Origin of the sequence: Janthinobacterium sp. GMG2 (genome assembly GCF_033949445.1) — a bacterium.
Classification (GTDB): Bacteria; Pseudomonadota; Gammaproteobacteria; order Burkholderiales; family Burkholderiaceae_D; genus Janthinobacterium; species Janthinobacterium aestuarii.
Genome location: NZ_JAXAWA010000001.1, coordinates 437521 through 457188, shown reverse-complemented (window position 1 = coordinate 457188; position 19668 = coordinate 437521). Strand labels below are relative to the sequence as shown.

The window sequence follows — 19668 nt, the reverse complement described above, 5'->3', positions numbered from 1 at the left end:
TTTGCCGTGGCGCCAAGCGGCGACGTAAGCACGTAGGTCGGATTAGCGCTTGCGCGTAATCCGACGACATTGTTGGCCTGGCTGGTGGTGGTGTCGGCTTACGCTGCGCCAAGCCGACCTACGCCGACCTACGCCGACCTACGCGCCGTCGCCAGCTTACTTTGCCATCGCATCGAGCGCCAGGTTCAGTTCCAGCACATTCACGCGCGGTTCGCCGAAAAAGCCGATATATGCGGTTTTCTGCACCTTGGCGATGGCGTTTTCCACCTGCGCCAGCGGCATGGCGCGCACGCGGGCCACGCGTGGCGCCTGATAGAGCGCGCCGGCCAGGCTGATTTCCGGATCCAGGCCGCTGCCCGACGCCGTTACCAGGTCGACGGGGATGGCGCGCGTGTTGCCGGGATCCGCTTCCTTCAGGGCGGCGATGCGCGCCTTGACGGCGTCCACCAGGGCCGGATTGGTCGGCCCCTGGTTCGAGCCACCCGAACCGGCGCCGTTATTCGCCATCGGCGCGGTGGCCGATGGACGGCCCCAGAAGTACTTGGGCGACGTGAAGGACTGGCCGATCAGGGTCGAGCCGACGGGTTTTCCGCCACGCTCGACGATGCTGCCATTGACTTCATCGTTGAAGGCCAGCTGGCCGATGCCGGCCGTGGCAAATGGATAGACGACGCCGCAGATCACGGTCAGCGCGGCAAACAGGACCAGGGCGGGACGTACGATAGTGCTCATGATGGTTCCTTTAGACTAAATTGAGTGCGGACAGCAGCATGTCGATCAGCTTGATCCCGATGAAGGGCAGGACGATGCCGCCCAGGCCGTAGATCAGCAGATTGCGGCGCAACAGGCTGGCCGCGCCGATGGCCCGGTATTGCACGCCTTTCAGGGCCAGCGGAATCAGCACGACGATGATCAACGCATTGAAGATCACGGCCGACATGATGGCCGACGCGGGGCTGGCCAGGTGCATGATGTCCAGCGCCTTCAGTTGCGGATAAGTGCCCACGAAGGCGGCCGGGATGATGGCGAAGTACTTGGCGATGTCGTTCGAAATCGAGAACGTCGTCAGCGAGCCGCGCGTCATCAGCATCTGCTTGCCGATTTCAACGATTTCCAGCAGCTTGGTCGGGTTCGAATCGAGGTCGACCATATTGCCCGCCTCTTTCGCCGCCTGCGTGCCCGAATTCATGGCCACGGCCACGTCGGCCTGCGCCAGCGCGGGCGCATCGTTGGTGCCGTCGCCCGTCATCGCCACCAGGCGGCCTTCGGCCTGGTAGCTGCGGATCAGTTTCAGCTTGTCTTCCGGCGTCGCTTCGGCAAGGAAGTCGTCCACGCCCGCTTCGGCGGCAATGGCGGCGGCCGTCAGCTTGTTGTCGCCCGTGATCATGACGGTCTTGATACCCATGCGGCGCAATTCCGCGAAGCGTTCCTTGATGCCGCCCTTGACGATATCTTTCAGCTCGACAGCGCCCATGACCTTGCCATCGTCGACCACCACCAGCGGCGTGCTGCCGCGGCGCGCGATGTCGTCGACGGCACGCGCCACTTCATCGGGATACGGCTGGCCCAGCGCTTCCACATACTTTTTCATGGAATCGGCCGCGCCCTTGCGCAACTGGCGCACCTGCTGTTCGCCCGCGATATCGACGCCGCTCATGCGCGTTTGCGCCGTGAACGGGACAAACGTGGCGTGCAGGCTGGCCATCTCGCGTTCGCGGATATTGAACTTCTGCTTGGCCAGCACGACGATGCTGCGCCCTTCCGGCGTTTCATCGGCCAGCGAGGCCAGTTGCGCCGCGTCGGCCAGCTGCTGCTCCGTCACGCCCGGTGCCGGCACAAAGCTCGACGCCTGGCGGTTGCCCAGGGTGATGGTGCCCGTTTTATCGAGCAGCAGCACGTCCACGTCGCCGGCCGCTTCCACGGCGCGGCCCGACGTGGCGATCACATTGGCCTGCATCATGCGGCTCATACCGGCCACGCCGATGGCGGACAACAAACCGCCGATGGTGGTCGGGATCAGGCACACGAGCAGCGCGATCAGCACCGTGATCGTCACGGGCGTGCCAGTGCCGGCCGCCGCCACGGAAAACAGCGAATACGGCAGCAGGGTCACGGTGACGATCAGGAAGACGATCGACAGGGCCACGAGCAGAATCGTCAGGGCGATCTCGTTCGGCGTCTTCTGGCGCTTGGCACCTTCGACCATGGCGATCATGCGGTCGATGAAGGCTTCGCCGGGATTGACGGAAACGCGCACCAGCAGCCAGTCCGACAGCACGCGGGTGCCGCCCGTCACGGCGGAAAAGTCGCCGCCCGATTCGCGGATGACGGGCGCCGATTCGCCCGTGATGGCGCTTTCATCGACGGAAGCCACGCCGGCCGTCACTTCGCCGTCGGCGGGAATCACGTCGCCCGCCTCGACCAGCACTGTCATGCCCTTTCGCAGGTCGGTGGCCGGCGTGGGCAGCCAGGAAGTGCCGTATTTCGGCGTCTGCATTTTCTTTGCCATCACCGTCTGCTTGAGGGCGCGCAACGAGGCCGCCTGCGCCTTGCTGCGGCCTTCGGCCAGTGCTTCGGCGAAGTTCGCGAACAGCACGGTAAACCACAGCCACACGGCGACGGCGACGATGAAGCCGAATGGCGCTTCGCCCTGGCCGCCGCTGATCCCGGCCTGGGTCGCCAGCAGGCTCGTGATGATGCTGCCCGCGTAGACGACGAACATCACGGGGCTGCGCCACTGCGTGCGCGGGTCGAGTTTTTTGAACGCATCGACGACGGCGGGGCCAATCAGTGCGGAATCGAACAAAGTCAGGCTTGTGCGTGACATGGTAGCCTCTTATTTGATGAAAAGTTGCAGGTGTTCGACGATCGGGCCCAGGGCCAGCGCGGGAACGTAATTCAATACACCGACGAGCACGACGACGCCGATCAGCAGGCCGATGAACATGGGGCCGTGCGTGGGCATGGTGCCGGCATTGGCCGACAGGCGCTGCTTGGCCGCCAGCGAACCGGCCACCGCCAGCACGGGCACGATCACGCCGAAGCGGCCAAACCACATGGCGATCGCCAGCATCACGTTGTAGAACGGCGTGTTGGCGGACAGGCCGGCAAACGCGCTGCCGTTGTTGTTGGCGGCCGATGTGAACGCGTACAGGATTTCGGAAAAACCATGCGCGCCCGGGTTGGCCACGCCGATCTTGCCCGGTTCGACCATCACGGCGATCGCCGTACCCGTCAGCACCAGGGCTGGCGTGATCAGGATGGCCAGCGAGACCATCTTCATTTCATAGGCCTGGATTTTCTTGCCCAGGTATTCAGGCGTGCGGCCTATCATCAGGCCGGCGATGAAGACGGCCAGGATGGCGAACATCAGCATGCCGTACAGGCCCGTGCCCACGCCGCCGAAAATCACTTCGCCGAACTGCATCAGCAGCAGCGGCACCATGCCGCCCAGGGGCATGTAGGAGTCGTGCATGGAATTGACGGCGCCGCACGATGCGGCCGTCGTCACCGCCGCGAACAGGGTCGAGGAGCTGATGCCGAAGCGCGTTTCCTTGCCTTCCATGTTGCCGCCCGATTGCAGGCTGCTGGCCTGCTGGTCCACGCCCAGCGCTTGCAAGGATGGATTGGCTTGCTGCTCGGCGCTCATCACGCCGGCCGTCATGACGACAAAGATCACGGTCATGGCGGCCAGCACTGCCCAGCCCTGGCGCAGGTCCCCCACCATGCGGCCGAAGGTGAAGCACAGGCCGGCGGGAATGATGAAGATGGCCAGCATCTGCAGGAAGTTCGACAGCACGGTCGGGTTTTCATACGGGTGCGAGGAATTGGCGTTGAAGAAGCCGCCGCCATTCGTGCCCAGCAGCTTGATCGATTCCTGCGACGCGACGGGACCCATGGCGATCGTCTGCGTCGTCGCCACTTGCGCTTCCATCACAGGCTTGCCGGCCGCATCCAGCACGGGCTGGCCGTCGGCCGTCATTTTCGGCGTTTCATACGCCACGTGGTCGAGCAGGGTCACTTCCTTGTAGGCGGAAAAATTCTGGATCATGCCTTCGCCCATGAAGACGACGGACAGGGCCAGCGACAACGGCAGCAGGATGTACAGGGTCGAGCGCACGAGGTCGACCCAGAAATTGCCGATCGATTTGCCCGAGCGCGAGGCGAAGCCGCGCACCAGCGCGAAGATCACGGCGATGCCGGTGGCCGCCGAAAAGAAGTTCTGGCATGCCATGCCCAGCATCTGGGTCAGGTAGCTCATGGTCTGTTCGCCGCCATAGCCCTGCCAGTTGGTATTGGCGACGAAGCTGACGGTGGTATTGAACGAGGAATCGGGGCTGACGGCGCCCAGGCCCTGTGGATTCAACGGTAAAAAGCCCTGCAGGCGCTGCAGGCCGTAGACGAAGACGGCGCCCACGGTATTGAAGACGATCAGGGCGATGGCATAGCTTTTCCAGCCCATGGCCTTGTCGGCGGGCAGGCCGGACCAGCGGTACAGCAGGTTTTCCAGCTTTTGCAGCCAGCCCAGGCCGCGCACGGGCGCATCGCCGGCCACCTTGGCCATGTACAGGCCCAGCGGATAGCCGGCGGCCAGCAGCACGGCCAGGAAAGCCACCAATAACAGTATCGATTGCGTCGTCATCACAGTTCCTCCGCCTTCAGCAGCGCCACCAGCAGGTAGACGAGCAAACCAGCCGAGACGACGGCGCCCAGCACATAAAACGCGTTCATTTGACGCTCCCTAATTTGTCGCAGGCGACGGCGAAGCCGGCCGCCAGGACGAAAAACACGGCAATCAAGCCGAGATACACGAGATCCATTCCCACCCTCATTCAGGTTTGTTTTGATAGTGAGCAGATTAGCCAAAAGGGTCTAAAAAATTCGTAAAGACTGGGGAGGCGCATGTAAACAAGATGTAAAAACGGGGGCTTTACCACATAAAATCCATCACAATTGGCGCAAAACCACGCGCGCGGCGCACTGTTGTTGCCTTGGAGTAGCGCTATTGCCCGCCGATCAAGATAGAATGCGCGAGCGTCCGCACAAGGACGCCTGGCCTGCCGCACTGCCCTCCCCCAGTGACGCTGGACGGGATATACTGTATATTCATACAGTTATCGCCGCCGCTGTCATTGCGCCCGCAGTGCCCTGGCCTGGCGTTCCAACCACTGTCTTTACTTAGCTTGAACACGTATGGCCACTAAAAAACCAGCATCCGACTACAGCGAATCATCCATCCGTGTCCTGAAAGGACTGGAACCCGTCAAGCAGCGCCCGGGGATGTACACCCGCACTGAAAATCCGCTGCACATCATTCAGGAAGTGATCGACAATGCCTCCGACGAGGCGCTGGGCGGTCATTGCACGCACATCGCCGTCACGCAAAACACGGATGGCAGCATCACCGTGGAAGACAATGGCCGCGGCATTCCCGTCGGCCTGCACCCGGAAGAAGGCGTGCCGACCGTGGAAATCGTGTTTACAAGGCTGCACGCGGGCGGCAAGTTCGACAAGGGTTCGGGCGGCGCCTACGCGTTCTCGGGCGGTCTGCACGGCGTCGGCGTGTCCGTCACCAATGCGCTGTCGACGCGCCTGGAAATCACCGTCTGGCGCAAGGAAAGCGACGGCAACGGCTTGCACCACATGGTGTTTGCGAATGGCGATGTGATCGAGCCATTGAATTCCCGCCCCGCCCCGCGCGACGGCAAGAAGTCGGGCACGCGCGTCACGGCCTGGCCCGATGCAAAATATTTTGATTCGCCGAACATCTCGCAAACGGAGCTGCAACGCCTGCTGCGCTCGAAAGCCGTGCTGCTGCCGGGCGTCACCGTCACCCTCACCAACGCGAAGACGGGCGACACGCAAACGTGGCAGTACGCGGAAGGCTTGCGCGGCTACCTGACCGAAACGCTGGCGCAGGTATCGAATGGCGAAACCCTGATTCCCCTGTTCGAGGGCGCGCAGTACGCGGGTCCGGACTCGGAAGGCTTTGCCGAAGGCGAAGGCGCGGCGTGGGTGGTGGCCTGGACGGAAGAAGGCGCCATCGTGCGTGAATCGTACGTCAACCTGATCCCCACCTCGAATGGCGGCACGCACGAATCGGGCTTGCGCGACGGCCTGTTCGGCGCCGTGAAAAACTTCGTCGAAATGCACTCGCTGCTGCCGAAAGGCGTGAAGCTGCTGCCGGAAGACGTGTTCGCGCGCGCTTCGTTCGTGCTGTCGGCCAAGGTGCTGGACCCGCAATTCCAGGGCCAGATCAAGGAACGCCTGAACTCGCGCGACGCCGTGCGCCTCGTCTCGACCTTCACCAAGCCGCCGCTGGAACTGTGGCTGAACCAGCACGTCGACTACGGCAAGAAGCTGGCCGAACTCGTGATCAAGCAGGCGCAGTCGCGCCAGCGCTCGCTGCAAAAAGTGGAAAAGAAAAAATCGTCGGGCGTCGCCGTCCTGCCCGGCAAGCTGACCGACTGCGAATCGTCCGACATCGCGCGCAATGAACTGTTCCTCGTCGAGGGCGATTCGGCGGGCGGTTCGGCCAAGATGGGCCGCGACAAGGAATTCCAGGCGATTCTGCCCCTGCGCGGCAAGGTCTTGAACTCGTGGGAGACCGACCGCGACCGCCTGTTCGCCAATAACGAGATCCACGATATCGCCGTGGCCATCGGCGTCGATCCGCACAGCGTGGGCGATACACCCGACCTGTCCGGCCTGCGCTACGGCAAGATCTGCATCCTGTCCGATGCGGACGTGGATGGCTCGCACATCCAGGTACTGCTGCTGACCTTATTCTTCAAGCACTTCCCGGTCCTGATCAACAAGGGCCACATCTGCATCGCCCGCCCGCCTTTGTACCGGGTCGACGCGCCCGCGCGCGGCAAAAAGCCGATCCAGAAAATCTACGCACTCGACGACGGCGAACTGGTGGCCATCGAGGACAAGCTGCGCAAGGAAGGCGTGAAACAGGGCGCCTGGTCGATCTCGCGCTTCAAGGGCCTGGGCGAGATGAACGCCGAGCAGCTGTGGGAAACGACGATGAACCCGGACACGCGCCGTTTGCTGCCCGTCACGCTCGGTGAAGTCGATCACATGGCTTCGGCCTTGCGCTTCAATATGTTGATGGGCAAGGGCGAAGCGGCAGGACGCCGCGCCTGGATCGAAGAACACGGCAATGAGGCGGAGGCGGATATCTGATGATCATCGGCATCGACCTGGGCACCACCAACAGCCTGGTCGCCATCTGGCGCGACGGCAAGGCTTCCATCATCCCGAATGCGCTCGGTGAACACCTGACGCCATCGTGCGTGAGCATCGATGACGACGGCACCGTGCTCGTGGGCCGCGCCGCGCGTGAGCGCCTGCAGACGCACCCGCAGCTGACGGCGGCCGTCTTCAAGCGCTACATGGGCAGCGAAAAGAAGATCATCCTCGGCACGCAGCAATTCCGTCCGGAAGAACTGTCGTCGATGGTGCTGCGCGCGCTGAAGGAAGATGCCGAAGCCTTCCTCGGCCACAAGGTCGAGGAAGCCATCATCACCGTGCCCGCGTATTTCAGCGATGCGCAGCGCAAGGCCACGCGCATCGCCGGCCAGCTGGCGGGCTTGCGCGTGGAGCGCCTGCTCAACGAGCCGACGGCCGCCGCGCTGGCCTATGGCATCCGCGACAAGGAACAGGAAAGCAAATTCCTCGTTTTCGACCTGGGCGGCGGCACGTTCGACGTGTCGATTCTCGAGCTGTTCGAAGGCGTGATGGAGGTGCGCGCATCAGCCGGTGACAATTTCCTCGGCGGCGAAGACTTCGTTACCGTGCTGGTCGACGCCTTCCTCGAAGGCAGCGGCCTGCGCGACGCCGTCGGCAGCCGCCTGCTCGACCCGCGCCAGCAGCAGTTGCTGCGCGATGAGGCCGAGCGCGTCAAGCGCCTGCTGTCGGAGCAGCCGTCCGTGCGCATGGCTACGCGCTACCAGGACAAGGAATACAGCTGGGAGATCGGCGAAGACAAGCTGGCGCAATTGTGCGAGCCCCTGCTGGCTCGCCTGCGCCTGCCAGTGGAACGGGCACTGCGCGACGCCACCATCCGCGCCGCGGAATTGAATGAAGTGGTGCTGGCCGGCGGCGCCACGCGCATGCCGCTGGTGCGCAAACTCGTCTCGCGCATGTTCGGCCGCTTCCCCGCCATCCACCTGGACCCGGACGAAGCAGTGGCGCTGGGCGCCGCCGTGCAGGCGGGCCTGAAAATGCGCGACGCGGCCCTCGACGAAGTGGTCATGACGGACGTGGCGCCATACTCGCTGGGCATTTCCATTTCGCGCCAGGTCGGCGCGAACCAGTATGAAGGCGGCCATTACCTGCCCATCATCGAGCGCAATTCCGTGGTGCCCGTCTCGCGCACGGAAAACATCACCACCATCTACGACAACCAGAAGGAAATCAACGTGGCGATCTTCCAGGGCGAATCGCGCCTGGTGGCCGACAACGTCTTCCTCGGCAAGATCAGCTTCCCGATACCCGCGAAAAAAGCCGGCGAGATCGGCATCGACGTGCGCTTCACCTATGACATCAGCGGCGTGCTGGAAGCGGAAGTGACGGTGCTGGCCACGCAGGAACGCCACAAGATGATCATCAGCGACAACGCGGGCGTGATGACGCAGGAACAGATCGAGCAGCGCTTTGCGGAACTGGCCGACCTGAAGATCCACCCGCGCGAGCAGCTGGAAAACCGCACCCTGGTCACACGCGCCGACCGCCTGTACGAACAGTCGCTGGGCGACGTGCGCCAGTACCTGGCCGCGCACACGGCCAATTTCCAGGCCGCGCTGGAAACGCAGGACCCGAACACCATCCGCAAGGCGCGCCAGGCGCTCGACGAGGTGCTGCGCCAGGTCGAGAGCGAGAGCTTCCTGTAAATGGACGGCGGCATGGACAACGGACAGCGCAGCCTGTGGGCAATCCTGGGCACGGAGCCGACGGGCGACGAGCGCGCGCTCAAGCGCGCGTATGCAAAGCGCCTGAAGGTGACGCGCCCCGAAGACGATCCGGCCGCCTTCCAGGAACTGCGCGACGCGTATGAATACGCGCTGCGCCATGCGCACCTGTTTGCCGAGGAGTTCCCGGAAGCGCAAGCGGCCGAGGCCGAAACGGTAGAGGCGCAAGCGCCAGAAGCGCCGCCCTTGGAAGCGGCCGAGCTGTGGGGCGTGATCGACGAACCCGCGCAGGAAGCGCAGGAGCCGCCTGCGGAACTGTGGGGCGTCATTGCCCTGGAGCCCGCACCGCCGCCGGAACTATGGGGCGTGGTCGCCATTGATCCCGTCCAGGAAGGCGCCAGCCTGTGGCAGGCATTCCTGGAGCAGTCGCGGCATGCGGATGCCAGCGAGGTACTGGCCGGCATCCTGCAGGACGACGCCATGCTCAACCTCGACGTGCGCGAAGAATTCGAGCTGTGCGCGCTGCGCTACTGCGCCAGCGCCGGCTATGACCTGGCGCTGCGCCAGGCCCTGTTCGAGCAGCTGGGCTGGGACCGCGATTTTTCCTACCTGGCGCGCAGCCATGGGGATCTGGTGCGCAGCGCCGTGCAGCGCTACCGGGCCGACCGCTCGTTCGCCCATTTCAGCGACAACCGCGACAGCTACCCGGGCCTCGATTGCATCATGTCGCTGCAGCCGCCTTCGGCCTACGCGCGCCAGCTGTTCGACCAAAAATTCACGCTGCAGCTGCGCGAACTGCTGCACACGATACGCTGGCAGCACGGCGAGATGCTCGCTTACAAACTCGATACGGACCTGTTCGAACGGTGGGAACACGCCGTCCATGCGAAGCGCTACTTCAAGCAGACGGCACTGGCCTCGGGCGGCCTCGGTTTCGTGCTGCACTTCATGCTCGCGGGCGTGCTCGATGCGGCCGGCTTCAAGCTCGGCGACACGGCGGCCTATGCCAGCCTGCTGGGCTTCCAGGCGCTGGCCTTTTCCCTGCTGGCCATGCATGCCTTGCGCTGGCCGCAGCCCCTTTTCACGCGCCTGGAAGCGCTGCAAGAAACGCTGCAGGAACGCCTGCCCATGCTGTGGCAGCGGCCCGGCTTGCGGCAACTGGGCTGGATCGCGCCCTACCTCGTGCTGGCCTTGCTGCTGTTCCTGCCCGAACGCAGCGACACCATGCGCCTCGTCACCGCGGCCGGCTTGTGCGCGTCCGCCCTGCTCGCGTATGCGATGAACCGCCAGCTGCTGCATGGCATGCTGCTGCTCCTGTGTCTGGGCCTGTCGCTGTTCGCGGCCATGTTCATGAGCGGCAAAGGCCCGTCGGCGCTGGCCATCGGCGATGCCATGCCGATGCTGTTTTGCCTGGCGGCGCTGGCCCTGCGCAGCGCCACCGGCCTGTATGGCGATTGCGGCTTCCCCGAGGCGCTCTTGCCCCGCCTGCGCGTCGCATGGCTGATCGGCTGCGCGGGCTTGCTGTTGCAACTGTATTTGCAATTGCTGCCGGCCGCCCTCGTCGGCGCTGCGCTGTATGCCTGGTCGTGCGCCGGCTTGCTGTTTTCCCCCACCGATTTCAAATGGAAGACGATCTGGCCGGTGGTGCTGGTACCGTCCCTCGCCAGCGTCGTGCTGGCCGGCCATGCCCCGGCCATCCGCGCCATGCCGATGATGGATCACAGCGTCGAACTGGCCCTGGCCGTGCTGTATCTGACCTTGCGCTATATGTATCTGACGTACGGCAAGTCCTTTTCCAAATCCGGGCTGTCATAATCAGCCCCACGAATTCAACCGCAACCACTCAACACCGAAACAAGCGCCATGTCCACACAAACGAATTTATTTGACGATGCCCAGCCTGAGCCGATCGAGCCGGATGAACCGGTATTCGACGGCGAAGCGCTGACCCTGTCCACCTTTGCCGAGCGCGCCTATCTCGATTACGCCATCTCCGTCGTCAAGGGCCGCGCCCTGCCCGACGTGTGCGACGGCCAAAAGCCCGTGCAGCGCCGCATCCTGTATGCGATGAACGAGCTGGGCCTGAACTCCACGGCGAAGCCGCGCAAATCGGCGGCCGTGGTCGGCGACGTGCTCGGCAAATTGCATCCGCACGGCGACCAGTCCGTGTACGACGCGCTGGTGCGCATGGCGCAGGATTTTTCCTTGCGCTACCCGCTGATCGATGGCCAGGGCAACTTCGGCTCGCGCGACGGCGACGGTGCGGCGGCCATGCGTTACACGGAAGCGCGTCTGACGCCGATCGCCAAGCTGCTGATGGATGAAATCGGCATGGGCACGGTGGACTTCCAGCCCAATTACGACGGTTCGACGGAAGAACCGAAGCTGCTGCCGGCGCGCCTGCCGATGGTGCTGCTGAACGGCGCCTCCGGCATCGCCGTGGGCCTGGCGACGGAAATCCCGTCGCACAATCTGGCCGAAGTGGCGAAAGCGGCCGTCGCCATGATCCGCGATCCGAAGATGACGCACGCCGAGCTGATGGCCATCATTCCCGGTCCCGACTTCCCCGGCGGCGGCCAGATCATCACGCCGCCATCGCAGATCCAGGACATGTACGCGAGCGGCCGTGGCAGCATGAAGGTGCGCGCACGCTGGAAGATCGAAGAGCTGGCGCGCGGCCAGTGGCAAGCCGTCGTGACGGAACTGCCGCCGGGCACCTCGTCGCAAAAAGTGCTGGAAGAAATCGAGGAGCTGACGAATCCGAAGATCAAACTGGGCAAGAAGGCGCTGTCGCCGGACCAGGTAGCCCTAAAAGCGCTGATCCTCAATTCGCTCGACACCATCCGCGACGAATCGGGCCGCGCCGCGCCCGTGCGCCTCGTGTTCGAGCCGAAGTCGAAGAACCAGGACCAGACGGAATTCATGCTGATGCTGCTGGCGCACACCTCGCTGGAATCGTCGACCTCGATCAACCTGGTGATGATAGGCGGCGACGGCCGTCCGCGCCAAAAGGGCCTGGGCGACATCCTGCGCGAGTGGATCGACTTCCGCTTCGAGACCGTCACGCGCCGCACCGGCTACAAACTGGGCAAGGTCAAGGACCGCATCCATATACTGGAAGGGCGCGAAGCGATCCTGCTCAATATCGACAAGGTGATTCAGATCATCCGCAATTCGGATGAACCGAAAGCGGCCCTGATCGAAGCGTTCAATCTGTCCGAGCGCCAGGCCGACGACATCCTGGAAATCCGTCTGCGCCAGCTGGCGCGCCTGGAAACGATCAAGATCCAGCAGGAGCTGGCCGAGCTGCGCAAGGAAGAAAAATCGCTGCAAGACCTGCTCGACAATCCGGGTTCGATGAAGCGCGCCGTCATCCGCGAAATCGAAGCGGATGCCAAGCAGTTCGGCGACGCACGCCGCACGCTGATCGAGGAAGCGCAGAAAGCCGTGGCGGAACAGAAGGTGGTCGATGAACCGGTCACCGTCATCATTTCGGAAAAAGGCTGGGTGCGCGCGCGTACCGGCATCGGCCACGATGCGGCGCAATTCACGTTCAAAGCGGGCGACAGCCTGCATGGCGCCTTTGAGTGCCGCACAGTCGACACCCTGCTGGGCTTTGGCAACAACGGTAAGATTTACTCGGTTCCCGTCTCGGCGCTGCCCAACGCGCGCGGCGACGGCGTGCCGATCACAACCTTGTGCGACCTGAGCGGCGGTACCCCGGGCAATGCCGTGCGCATCTTGCACTACTTTGCGGGCAATGGCGCCACCAATTTGCTGCTGGCGTCGAGCGCCGGCTACGGCTTCATCGCCAAGGCGGGCGACATGGTCAGCCGTCTGAAAGGCGGCAAGGCCTTCATCACCCTCGATGACGGCGACGTGCCGCTCGAACCGAAGGTCATCGCCGAGGCGGCCAGCGCCCTGGCCTGCCTGACGGAAGGCGCGCGCTTGCTGGTGTTCGGCCTCGATGAAATGAAGACCCTGTCCAAGGGCGGCACGGGCGTCAAGCTGATCGACCTCGATGCCAAGGACAAGCTGCTGGCCGTGCAGCCGATCACGCAGCGCGGCGTGGTCGTCTCCGGCATCGGCCGGGCGTCGAAACCGCAGGATGCGTCGCTGGGCGCCACGGCCCTGGCCGACCACTTCGGCAAGCGCGCCAAGAAAGGCAAGGCGCTGGCGGCCAAGCTGAAACCGGTGTCGATGGCGGCCATCGGCTGATCACCATCGCGCCACACGAAAAGACAGGTTCGCCTGTCTTTTTTTTCGCCCATCGCAGCGTATCGAAGCAGGAGAAATAGTTTTACAGATACGCCCCGTGCTCCCGTTATCCCTGCAGGCATGCCACCGGCATGCCGCCCACGGACAGGAGAACAGCGATGACAAACAACGTTTCAGGCAGGCCGCCATGCAGCGTTTGACCCCGGCCGAGCGGCTGGTGGCGGCCATGGCGGCTGAAGGTCTGCCCTACAAAAGCATCGCCAGGGAACTGGGCAAGTCGCCGGCCACCGTGCGCAACCAGCTGCACGCGATTTATCAGAAGCTGGACGTGGGCAACCGCACAGCGCTTGCGCACAAGCTGCGCGGCCAGGCTTAACGCCGCGCCAGGCGCAGCACGTCGGGCGTCGCTTCGACGATATCGATCACGTCCTGCGCCCCGGCGCCGTCACCGAGCGCATAGCGGCCCATGCCCAGGGGCACGAGCCGGGTCACGGGGCCGGCGCGGGGCCGGTCGTCGGGGCCGGGCGCCATCGGCGTCAAGGTCGCCGCCCCTTGCGCCATGGCGCCGGCGGGCGTGCCGAACTCCAGCACCTTGCGCCCCTTGCGGCTGGGAGGAAAGACAAACGTGGCCGTGGGCCGGTACACCTCGATGCCGTCCGCATCCTCCTCGAACGAGTGCGTCCAGCTGCCGCTGGGCAGTGCCGTTGTCATGCCATGCATGGCGATCCCTCCCTCAGAAGCACGATACCACGCCGCCCAGGTTTTCATAGCCCGTCACGGAGGGCGACCAGGCCGTGCCGTTCCAAGCCTTGTGGAACAGCGCGCCATTCGTGCCCGTGACAAACACGTCGAGGCGGTCCGGCGCCCAGGCCGTGGCGCGCGGACGCGAAGTACACACGCCACCCAGGTTGTCAAAGCCCGTCAGGGAAGGCGACCAGGCCGTGCCGTTCCAGGCCTTGTGATACAGGGCGCTGTCCGTGCCGATGACGAACAGGTCGAGCCGGTCCGGCGCCCAAGACACGGCTTCCACCTCGCCCACACAGATACCGCCCAGGCGCTCGAAACCATCGTTGGAAGGCCCCCATTGCGCGCCATCCCACCACTTGTGGTACAGCGCGCCATCGGTGCCCGTGACAAAGACGTCGAGGCGGTCCGGTCCCCACGCCACGGCTTTCGGCGACGAGGTGCAGATGCCGCCCAGGCGCTCGTAGCCCGTCAGGGACGGCCCCCAGGCCGTGCCATCCCACCACTTGTGGTACAGGGCCCGGTCCATGCCGACGACGAAGACATCGAGGCGGTTCGGCCCCCACGCCACGGCTTCCGGCTGGCCCAGGCAGATGCCGCCCATGGCTTCGTAACCGGTCAGCGACGGCCCCCAGGCCGATCCGTTCCACCATTTGTGATACAGGCCGCGGTCCGTGCCGACGACAAACACGTCGAGGCGGTTCGGGCCCCAGGCCACGGCGCGCGGGTCGCCCACGCACAGGCCACCCATCGCTTCATAGCCGGTCAGAGACGGTCCCCAGGCCGTGCCGTTCCACCACTTATGGAACAAGCCGCTGTCGGTGCCCGTGACGAACACGTCGAGCCGGTTCGGCCCCCACGACACCACTTGAGGCGCACTGGTGCAGATGCCGCCCTGGGCTTCATAGCCGCTGACGGACGGCGCCCAGGCCGTGCCATTCCAGGCCTTGTGATACAGGGCGCGGTCCATGCCAACGACGAAGACATCGAGGCGGCTTGCCCCCCAGGCCACGACGGGAGAGGAGCTTTGGCGCGGCGTGGCGCCTGCGCCAGTACCGCCCGTGCCGATGCTGGCGCGCGGGCCATCGAGGCAAGCCTGCATACGCGCCACCTGGCCCGCCGTGAACATGAACATGGCGGGATCGTCGACGTAATCCATGTAGTTCATGAACATGTCGCCATTCGGTCCGTTATTGCACGACACCTGGGGAAATGAAGGCTGGCCCGTGTTCGGCCCGCCCTGGTTCGGCGTGTCGGCCACGTTGTCCGTGCCCGAGCATCCGGTGCCGTCGTCGCCCCAGATATGGTTCAGGTTCAGCCAGTGGCCGATTTCATGCGTTGCCGTGCGCCCCAGGTGGAACGGCGGCGCCGCCGTGCCCGTCGTGCCAAAGGCCGATTGCAGGATCACCACGCCATCGGTGGCGGCCGGGCCGCCGGGAAACTGCGCGTAACCGAGCAAGCCGCCACCGAGCTGGCACACCCATATATTGAGGTAACTGTCGGCCGGCCAGGCATCCATGCCACCCGTCGCCTGCGACTTGACCGCATCGTCCGCGCCAAACGAGGCCACCGTCGTCTGGCGCCGCTCGATGCCGCTGGTGGCTGCGCCATGCGGATCGGTCGTGGCCAGCGCGAACTCCACGCGCGCATCGGCCGTCAACGGCAGGAATGGCGCCGGCGTGCTGTTGACATCGGGATTCACACGCCGGAAGTCGCGATTGAGCACATCGATCTGGCTGGCGATCTGCGCATCCGAGATATTCTGCTCGGCCGTATTCCACACCACGTGCACCACCACCGGAATGTGCGTCACGCCGGAACGCCCGGCAATGCTGGCGTCGCCCTCGTACAGTCCCGCCAGGTTTTCAATATCGGCGCGCACGTTCGCGTACGCCGGATCTTCGGTGAGCAGGCGGCGATGCACGTCCATCGTGGCGCAGGTGCGCTTCTGCGGAGTGCCGTCCCCCTGCCCGCCGCCCTGTCCTCCATCACCGCCCATGCCGCCACTACCGCCACCATCGCCTCCCATGCCGCCGCCAACGCCCACCTGCATGCAACTGGCGCCCGCCATGCCCTGCGATGGCGGCTGCATGCCGCCGCCCGGCATGGCGCCGGCATACACGGCTGCCGCGCCCTGGGTGAGCGCCGCCTGGTCCGCATACGACACGCCCAGGCGCGGCCCCGGCATGGCATCCGCCGCCCGAGCATCGGCCTGCATGTCACCTTCGACCGGCATGGCTGGCATGCTTTCGGCCGAACTGGTGGCCGGCGTTTTTTTCGTTTTAGCGGTGCTCATGATGTCTCCTTCGTCTATGTGCCAATTCACTATGGCACGGCGAAAAGAGGAGCACTTGCGCGAGATCAAGGCTGGCAAGCGGCGCCAGGGAAAAGTGGCGGACGAAAAAAAAGACAGCCGAAGCTGTCTTGTGGGCTTGCGGGCCGAAGCCCGCAAACGGTGTATTACTTGGCGGCGGCGGCCTTGACTTCAGCGTCGGCCTTGGCCTTGGCTTCTTCCGTTTTGGTGGCGGCGATGGCTTTATCCTGGTTCGCTTCCACTTTTTCCTTGGCCACTTTGGCGTCCGCTTTCACGGCGGTTTTACCCGCTTTCGCATCGGCCTTGGCGGCAGCCTTGTCAGCCTTGGCCTGCGCCTTCATCTTGTCTTCCGGATCGGCATCGACCACTTTGTCGTGGGCCTTGGCCTTGGTTTTATTTGCCTTGTGCTGGGCATCGGCTTTCTTTTCGTCGGCCTTCATTTCCGCCTTGGCGACGTTGGCGTCAGCCTTGGCATCGACTTTGGCTTCCTTGTTGGCAGCCTTGTTGATGTCATGCTGCGCAGACGCCTGGGCGCTGGCAACGGCTGGGGTAGTTGGCGCCGTTTGCGCGATGGCAGCGGTGGCAAACAGGGTAGCGATCAGGGTGGCGAGTAATTTGTTCATGATGAGACCTTTCAATATGGTTTAATTTTATTCTTACTAAAGGCGGGCAAAATGCTCAAAATTTGCCAGGCATCGCGCTGTTTCTTGATGTAGCGCAATGGCATGACTTCATAGTAAAGATATCTGGCAAACCACACAGTGCGTTAGCGCACTCAACGGAAAATATGTGCAAATCAGCAAATTTTCCATTGGGTGCGATGCAGGTCTCATAGCCTCATGCGCCCACGGCCAGCGCCGCGTGGCGGGCAGCCACCCATTCCTCGTTGGCCGGCTCCACGCCCACGACAATGCGGCTGGCATCGGTGGAGATACGGCTGGCATTGCGCGCATTGGCCTCCCCGTCGAGCACGGGGCCGATAAACCCCAGCTCGTCGCAGATGCGCTGGCGCAGCTCAGCGCTGTGTTCGCCGATACCGGCCGTAAACACCAGAATGTCCAACCCACCGAGCACGGCCGTCAGGGCGCCGATCTCGCGCACGATGCGGCGGATATATAAAGCCAGCGCGGCGCGGATGCGCTCGCCCGTGGCATCCTGCCGGTCCTGCTGCGCCAGCAAGACCGGCGGGTCGGCCGACACGCCCGACACGCCCAGCAAGCCCGACTCGTGGTACAGCACGTGCGCCACTTTTTCCAGCGACAGCTTTTCGATTTCCATCAGGTAGATCACGGCGCCCGGATCGAGCGAACCGCAGCGCGTGCCCATCATCAGGCCATCGAGCGCCGAAAAGCCCATGGTGGTGGCCACGCTGTGCAAATTCTCCATCGCGCACAGGCTGGCGCCGCTGCCCAGGTGGGCCACGATGACCTTGCCGCGCGCGGCAGCGCCAAAACGCTGCTCCAGCACCAGCGACTGGTATTCGTACGACAGGCCGTGGAAACCGTAGCGGCGCAAGCCCCGCTCCCACGCATCGTAAGGCAGGGCCAGCATCTGCTCGACCTGCGGCACCGTGTGGTGGAAGGCCGTGTCGAAGCACGCCACCTGGGCGATGTCGGGCCGCGATTCGAGCAGCACTTCGATGGCTTCCAGCGCGAACGGCTGGTGCAGGGGCGCGAGCGGCACATAACTTTTCAGGTCGGCCAGCACGGCAAAATCGATGCGCACGGGGGCGAAATACTTGCTGCCGCCATGCACCACGCGGTGCGCCACGGCGCGCAAGGGGCGCCCGTCCAGCTGCGCCACCACTTGTGCGCGGATGTATTCGAGCGCCGCATGATGCGGCTGCTGCGGATCGAGCTGCAGGGCGACGGCAGGCAGGCCGCCGGCGCGGTAGGTGGCGTTTTCGCGGCCGATGCCTTCGACCTTGCCGCTCCATTGCGCCTGCTGCGGCAGCACGCCGCCCGCCTGCTCAAACAGGGCGAACTTGATGCTCGACGAACCGCAATTGAGCACGAGGATCAGGGCGCCATCGGCATGTGTGATTGGTGCGTTCATGGCGGCGTGCTCCGGTAATGGTTGGCCAGCATCACGGCGATGGCGCACGAGGCGATGCGGCTGGCGCGCGAGTCGGCGCGGCTGGTGAGGATGACGGGAATTTTCGCGCCCAGCACGATGCCGGCGCTGTCCGCGTCGCCCATGTATTCGAGCTGCTTGGCCAGCATGTTGCCGCTTTCCAGGTCGGGCACCAGCAGGATATCGGCGCGGCCCGCCACTTCCGAGACGATGCCCTTGACGGTGGCGGCGGCGATCGACACGGCATTGTCAAAAGCCAGCGGGCCATCGAGGATGGCGCCCGTGATCTGGCCACGGTCGGCCATCTTGCACAGGGCGGCCGCGTCCAGGGTGGCGGGCATGTCCGCATTCACCGTTTCCACGGCAGCCAGGATGGCCACGCGCGGACAGGCCACGCCGATCACGTGGGCCAGGTCAATGGCGTTGCGCACGATGTCGGCCTTCATGGCCAGGTTGGGCGCGATATTGATGGCCGCATCCGTGATGATGAAGGGACGCGGATACGCGGGCGTCTGCATCAGGAAGCAGTGGCTGATGCGGCGCTTGGTGCGCAGCCCGGCGCTGGCCGACAGCACGGCCGACATCAGTTCATCCGTGTGCAGGCTGCCCTTCATCAAGGCTTCCACTTCGCCCTTGCCCGCCAGTTCGGCGCCGCGCGCGGCGGCCGCATGGCTATGCTCGACGTCCTCGATGGCGATGCCGTCCAGGCTCAGGCCCGCTTCGGCCGCCACCGCTTCCAGGCGCGCGCGCGGCGCCACCAGCACGGGGGTGATCAGGCCGGCCGCATGCGCGTCGAGCGCGCCGGACAGGCTCAGTTCATCGCAAGGATGGATCACGGCCACCCTGATCGGTCCCAGAGTGCGCGCGTGCTCGAGCAGGCGCCGCGTACCGTCGCCGTTATGCAGGCGTACTTCGGGCAAGGTGGCGCGCGCCCGCTCGATCTGCTCGGCGGGCGCGATCACCTGCGCCTCGCCTTCTAGCACCACGGCGCCATGCTGGTTGACGCAGCGGCAAGCGAGGGTCACGTGGCGGCTGCGCGGTTCCAGCGCCGTGACGGTGACGCTGATGGCCAGCGTATCGCCCACGCGCACCGGTTGCAAAAAGCGCAGGGTCTGGCCCGTGTAGACGGTGCCGGCGCCGGGCAGGCGTGTGCCCAGCACGGCGGAAATGAGGGACGCGCCCCACATGCCGTGCGCGATCACGCCCTGGTAGCGGGTGGCGGCGGCAAATTCCGTATCGAGGTGCTGCGGGTTGTCATCGCCCGACATCACCGCGAACAGGGCGATATCGTCCATGCTCAGGGTGCGCGTGATACTGGCCGTGTCGCCGATGGCGATCTGGTCGAAGGTGCGGTTGCGTACGATATTCAGCTCATCGTCTTGGGAAGTAGTCATCGTGGTC

14 protein-coding genes are annotated in these 19668 nt (G+C 64.5%); 5 read left to right on the top strand and 9 right to left on the bottom strand.

Translation table 11 applies throughout. From position 1 onward, the window contains the following. Window positions 1–156: 156 nt before the first annotated feature. Genes kdpC through kdpF form a run of 4 tightly spaced genes read right to left on the bottom strand, consistent with a single transcriptional unit; the run spans window position 157 to window position 4731 of the window. Window positions 157–732 (bottom strand): potassium-transporting ATPase subunit KdpC, encoded by a 576-nt coding sequence (gene kdpC, locus SKZ59_RS02015; RefSeq protein ID WP_319990677.1) that lies wholly within the window; start codon window positions 730–732, stop codon window positions 157–159. 10 nt (window positions 733–742) lie between these two features. Beyond that, window positions 743–2827: a potassium-transporting ATPase subunit KdpB gene (gene kdpB / locus SKZ59_RS02010; RefSeq protein ID WP_319990676.1), complete on the bottom strand. Its 2085-nt coding sequence runs from the start codon at window positions 2825–2827 to the stop codon at window positions 743–745. Window positions 2828–2836: 9 nt separating this feature from the next. Next, window positions 2837–4642, bottom strand: coding sequence for a potassium-transporting ATPase subunit KdpA (gene kdpA, locus SKZ59_RS02005; protein ID WP_319990675.1), 1806 nt, complete (start codon window positions 4640–4642; stop codon window positions 2837–2839). Then, window positions 4642–4731, bottom strand: a complete 90-nt coding sequence (gene kdpF / locus SKZ59_RS02000) for a K(+)-transporting ATPase subunit F (RefSeq protein ID WP_034746483.1) — start codon at window positions 4729–4731, stop codon at window positions 4642–4644. Before kdpF ends, kdpA begins: the two co-directional genes overlap by 1 nt. Before the next feature lie 462 nt (window positions 4732–5193). Here kdpF and SKZ59_RS01995 point away from each other — a divergent pair, with 462 nt between their 5' ends. The 5 genes from SKZ59_RS01995 (at window position 5194) to SKZ59_RS01975 (ending at window position 13512) form a co-directional block, all read left to right on the top strand. Then, window positions 5194–7191 carry a DNA topoisomerase IV subunit B gene (locus tag SKZ59_RS01995; protein ID WP_034746481.1) on the top strand — a complete coding sequence of 666 codons (1998 nt, stop codon included), beginning with the start codon at window positions 5194–5196 and terminating at the stop codon, window positions 7189–7191. Then, complete coding sequence (locus SKZ59_RS01990) at window positions 7191–8900, top strand: molecular chaperone HscC (RefSeq protein WP_319990674.1); 1710 nt, start codon at window positions 7191–7193, stop codon at window positions 8898–8900. Before SKZ59_RS01995 ends, SKZ59_RS01990 begins: the two co-directional genes overlap by 1 nt. Before the next feature lie 12 nt (window positions 8901–8912). Then, a complete protein-coding gene (locus tag SKZ59_RS01985; RefSeq protein WP_319990673.1) occupies window positions 8913–10733 on the top strand; it encodes a J domain-containing protein in 1821 nt (606 codons plus the stop codon). A 48-nt stretch (window positions 10734–10781) separates the two neighbouring features. Beyond that, window positions 10782–13136, top strand: coding sequence for a DNA topoisomerase IV subunit A (gene parC / locus SKZ59_RS01980; RefSeq protein WP_072455023.1), 2355 nt, complete (start codon window positions 10782–10784; stop codon window positions 13134–13136). Between the two features lie 187 nt (window positions 13137–13323). Continuing rightward, window positions 13324–13512, top strand: a complete 189-nt coding sequence (locus SKZ59_RS01975) for a helix-turn-helix domain-containing protein (protein WP_072455022.1) — start codon at window positions 13324–13326, stop codon at window positions 13510–13512. On the opposite strand, the gene SKZ59_RS01970 is transcribed toward SKZ59_RS01975, so the two are convergent. The 5 genes from SKZ59_RS01970 to SKZ59_RS01950 form a co-directional block, all read right to left on the bottom strand. Then, window positions 13509–13856 (bottom strand): hypothetical protein, encoded by a 348-nt coding sequence (locus SKZ59_RS01970; RefSeq protein ID WP_139248411.1) that lies wholly within the window; start codon window positions 13854–13856, stop codon window positions 13509–13511. The two genes, SKZ59_RS01975 and SKZ59_RS01970, sit on opposite strands and share 4 nt — an antisense overlap. A 13-nt stretch (window positions 13857–13869) precedes the next feature. Further along, on the bottom strand, window positions 13870–16176 hold the full coding sequence (locus SKZ59_RS01965) for a M43 family zinc metalloprotease (RefSeq protein ID WP_319990672.1): 2307 nt from the start codon (window positions 16174–16176) through the stop codon (window positions 13870–13872). A 164-nt stretch (window positions 16177–16340) separates the two neighbouring features. Then, complete coding sequence (locus tag SKZ59_RS01960; protein ID WP_319990671.1) at window positions 16341–16817, bottom strand: hypothetical protein; 477 nt, start codon at window positions 16815–16817, stop codon at window positions 16341–16343. A 214-nt stretch (window positions 16818–17031) separates the two neighbouring features. Further along, entirely contained in the window at window positions 17032–18249 is a 1218-nt protein-coding gene (locus tag SKZ59_RS01955) for an acetate/propionate family kinase (protein ID WP_319990670.1), read from the bottom strand. Further along, on the bottom strand, window positions 18246–19661 hold the full coding sequence (locus SKZ59_RS01950; protein ID WP_319990669.1) for a bifunctional enoyl-CoA hydratase/phosphate acetyltransferase: 1416 nt from the start codon (window positions 19659–19661) through the stop codon (window positions 18246–18248). The genes SKZ59_RS01955 and SKZ59_RS01950 overlap by 4 nt, the downstream gene beginning before the upstream one ends. Between the last annotated feature and the right edge of the window lie 7 nt (window positions 19662–19668).

Excerpts from the sequence above, each read along its gene's own strand:
- SKZ59_RS01965 (WP_319990672.1), bottom strand. The coding sequence starts at position 16,176 with ATGAGCACCGCTAAAACGAAAAAAACGCCGGCCACCAGTTCGGCCGAA.
- kdpA (WP_319990675.1), bottom strand. The coding sequence starts at position 4,642 with ATGACGACGCAATCGATACTGTTATTGGTGGCTTTCCTGGCCGTGCTG.
- SKZ59_RS01960 (WP_319990671.1), bottom strand. The coding sequence starts at position 16,817 with ATGAACAAATTACTCGCCACCCTGATCGCTACCCTGTTTGCCACCGCT.
- SKZ59_RS01985 (WP_319990673.1), top strand. The coding sequence starts at position 8,913 with ATGGACAACGGACAGCGCAGCCTGTGGGCAATCCTGGGCACGGAGCCG.
- kdpB (WP_319990676.1), bottom strand. The coding sequence starts at position 2,827 with ATGTCACGCACAAGCCTGACTTTGTTCGATTCCGCACTGATTGGCCCC.
- SKZ59_RS01990 (WP_319990674.1), top strand. The coding sequence starts at position 7,191 with ATGATCATCGGCATCGACCTGGGCACCACCAACAGCCTGGTCGCCATC.
- parC (WP_072455023.1), top strand. The coding sequence starts at position 10,782 with ATGTCCACACAAACGAATTTATTTGACGATGCCCAGCCTGAGCCGATC.
- SKZ59_RS01950 (WP_319990669.1), bottom strand. The coding sequence starts at position 19,661 with ATGACTACTTCCCAAGACGATGAGCTGAATATCGTACGCAACCGCACC.
- SKZ59_RS01970 (WP_139248411.1), bottom strand. The coding sequence starts at position 13,856 with ATGCATGGCATGACAACGGCACTGCCCAGCGGCAGCTGGACGCACTCG.
- kdpF (WP_034746483.1), bottom strand. The coding sequence starts at position 4,731 with ATGAACGCGTTTTATGTGCTGGGCGCCGTCGTCTCGGCTGGTTTGCTC.
- SKZ59_RS01955 (WP_319990670.1), bottom strand. The coding sequence starts at position 18,249 with ATGAACGCACCAATCACACATGCCGATGGCGCCCTGATCCTCGTGCTC.
- SKZ59_RS01975 (WP_072455022.1), top strand. The coding sequence starts at position 13,324 with ATGCAGCGTTTGACCCCGGCCGAGCGGCTGGTGGCGGCCATGGCGGCT.
- kdpC (WP_319990677.1), bottom strand. The coding sequence starts at position 732 with ATGAGCACTATCGTACGTCCCGCCCTGGTCCTGTTTGCCGCGCTGACC.
- SKZ59_RS01995 (WP_034746481.1), top strand. The coding sequence starts at position 5,194 with ATGGCCACTAAAAAACCAGCATCCGACTACAGCGAATCATCCATCCGT.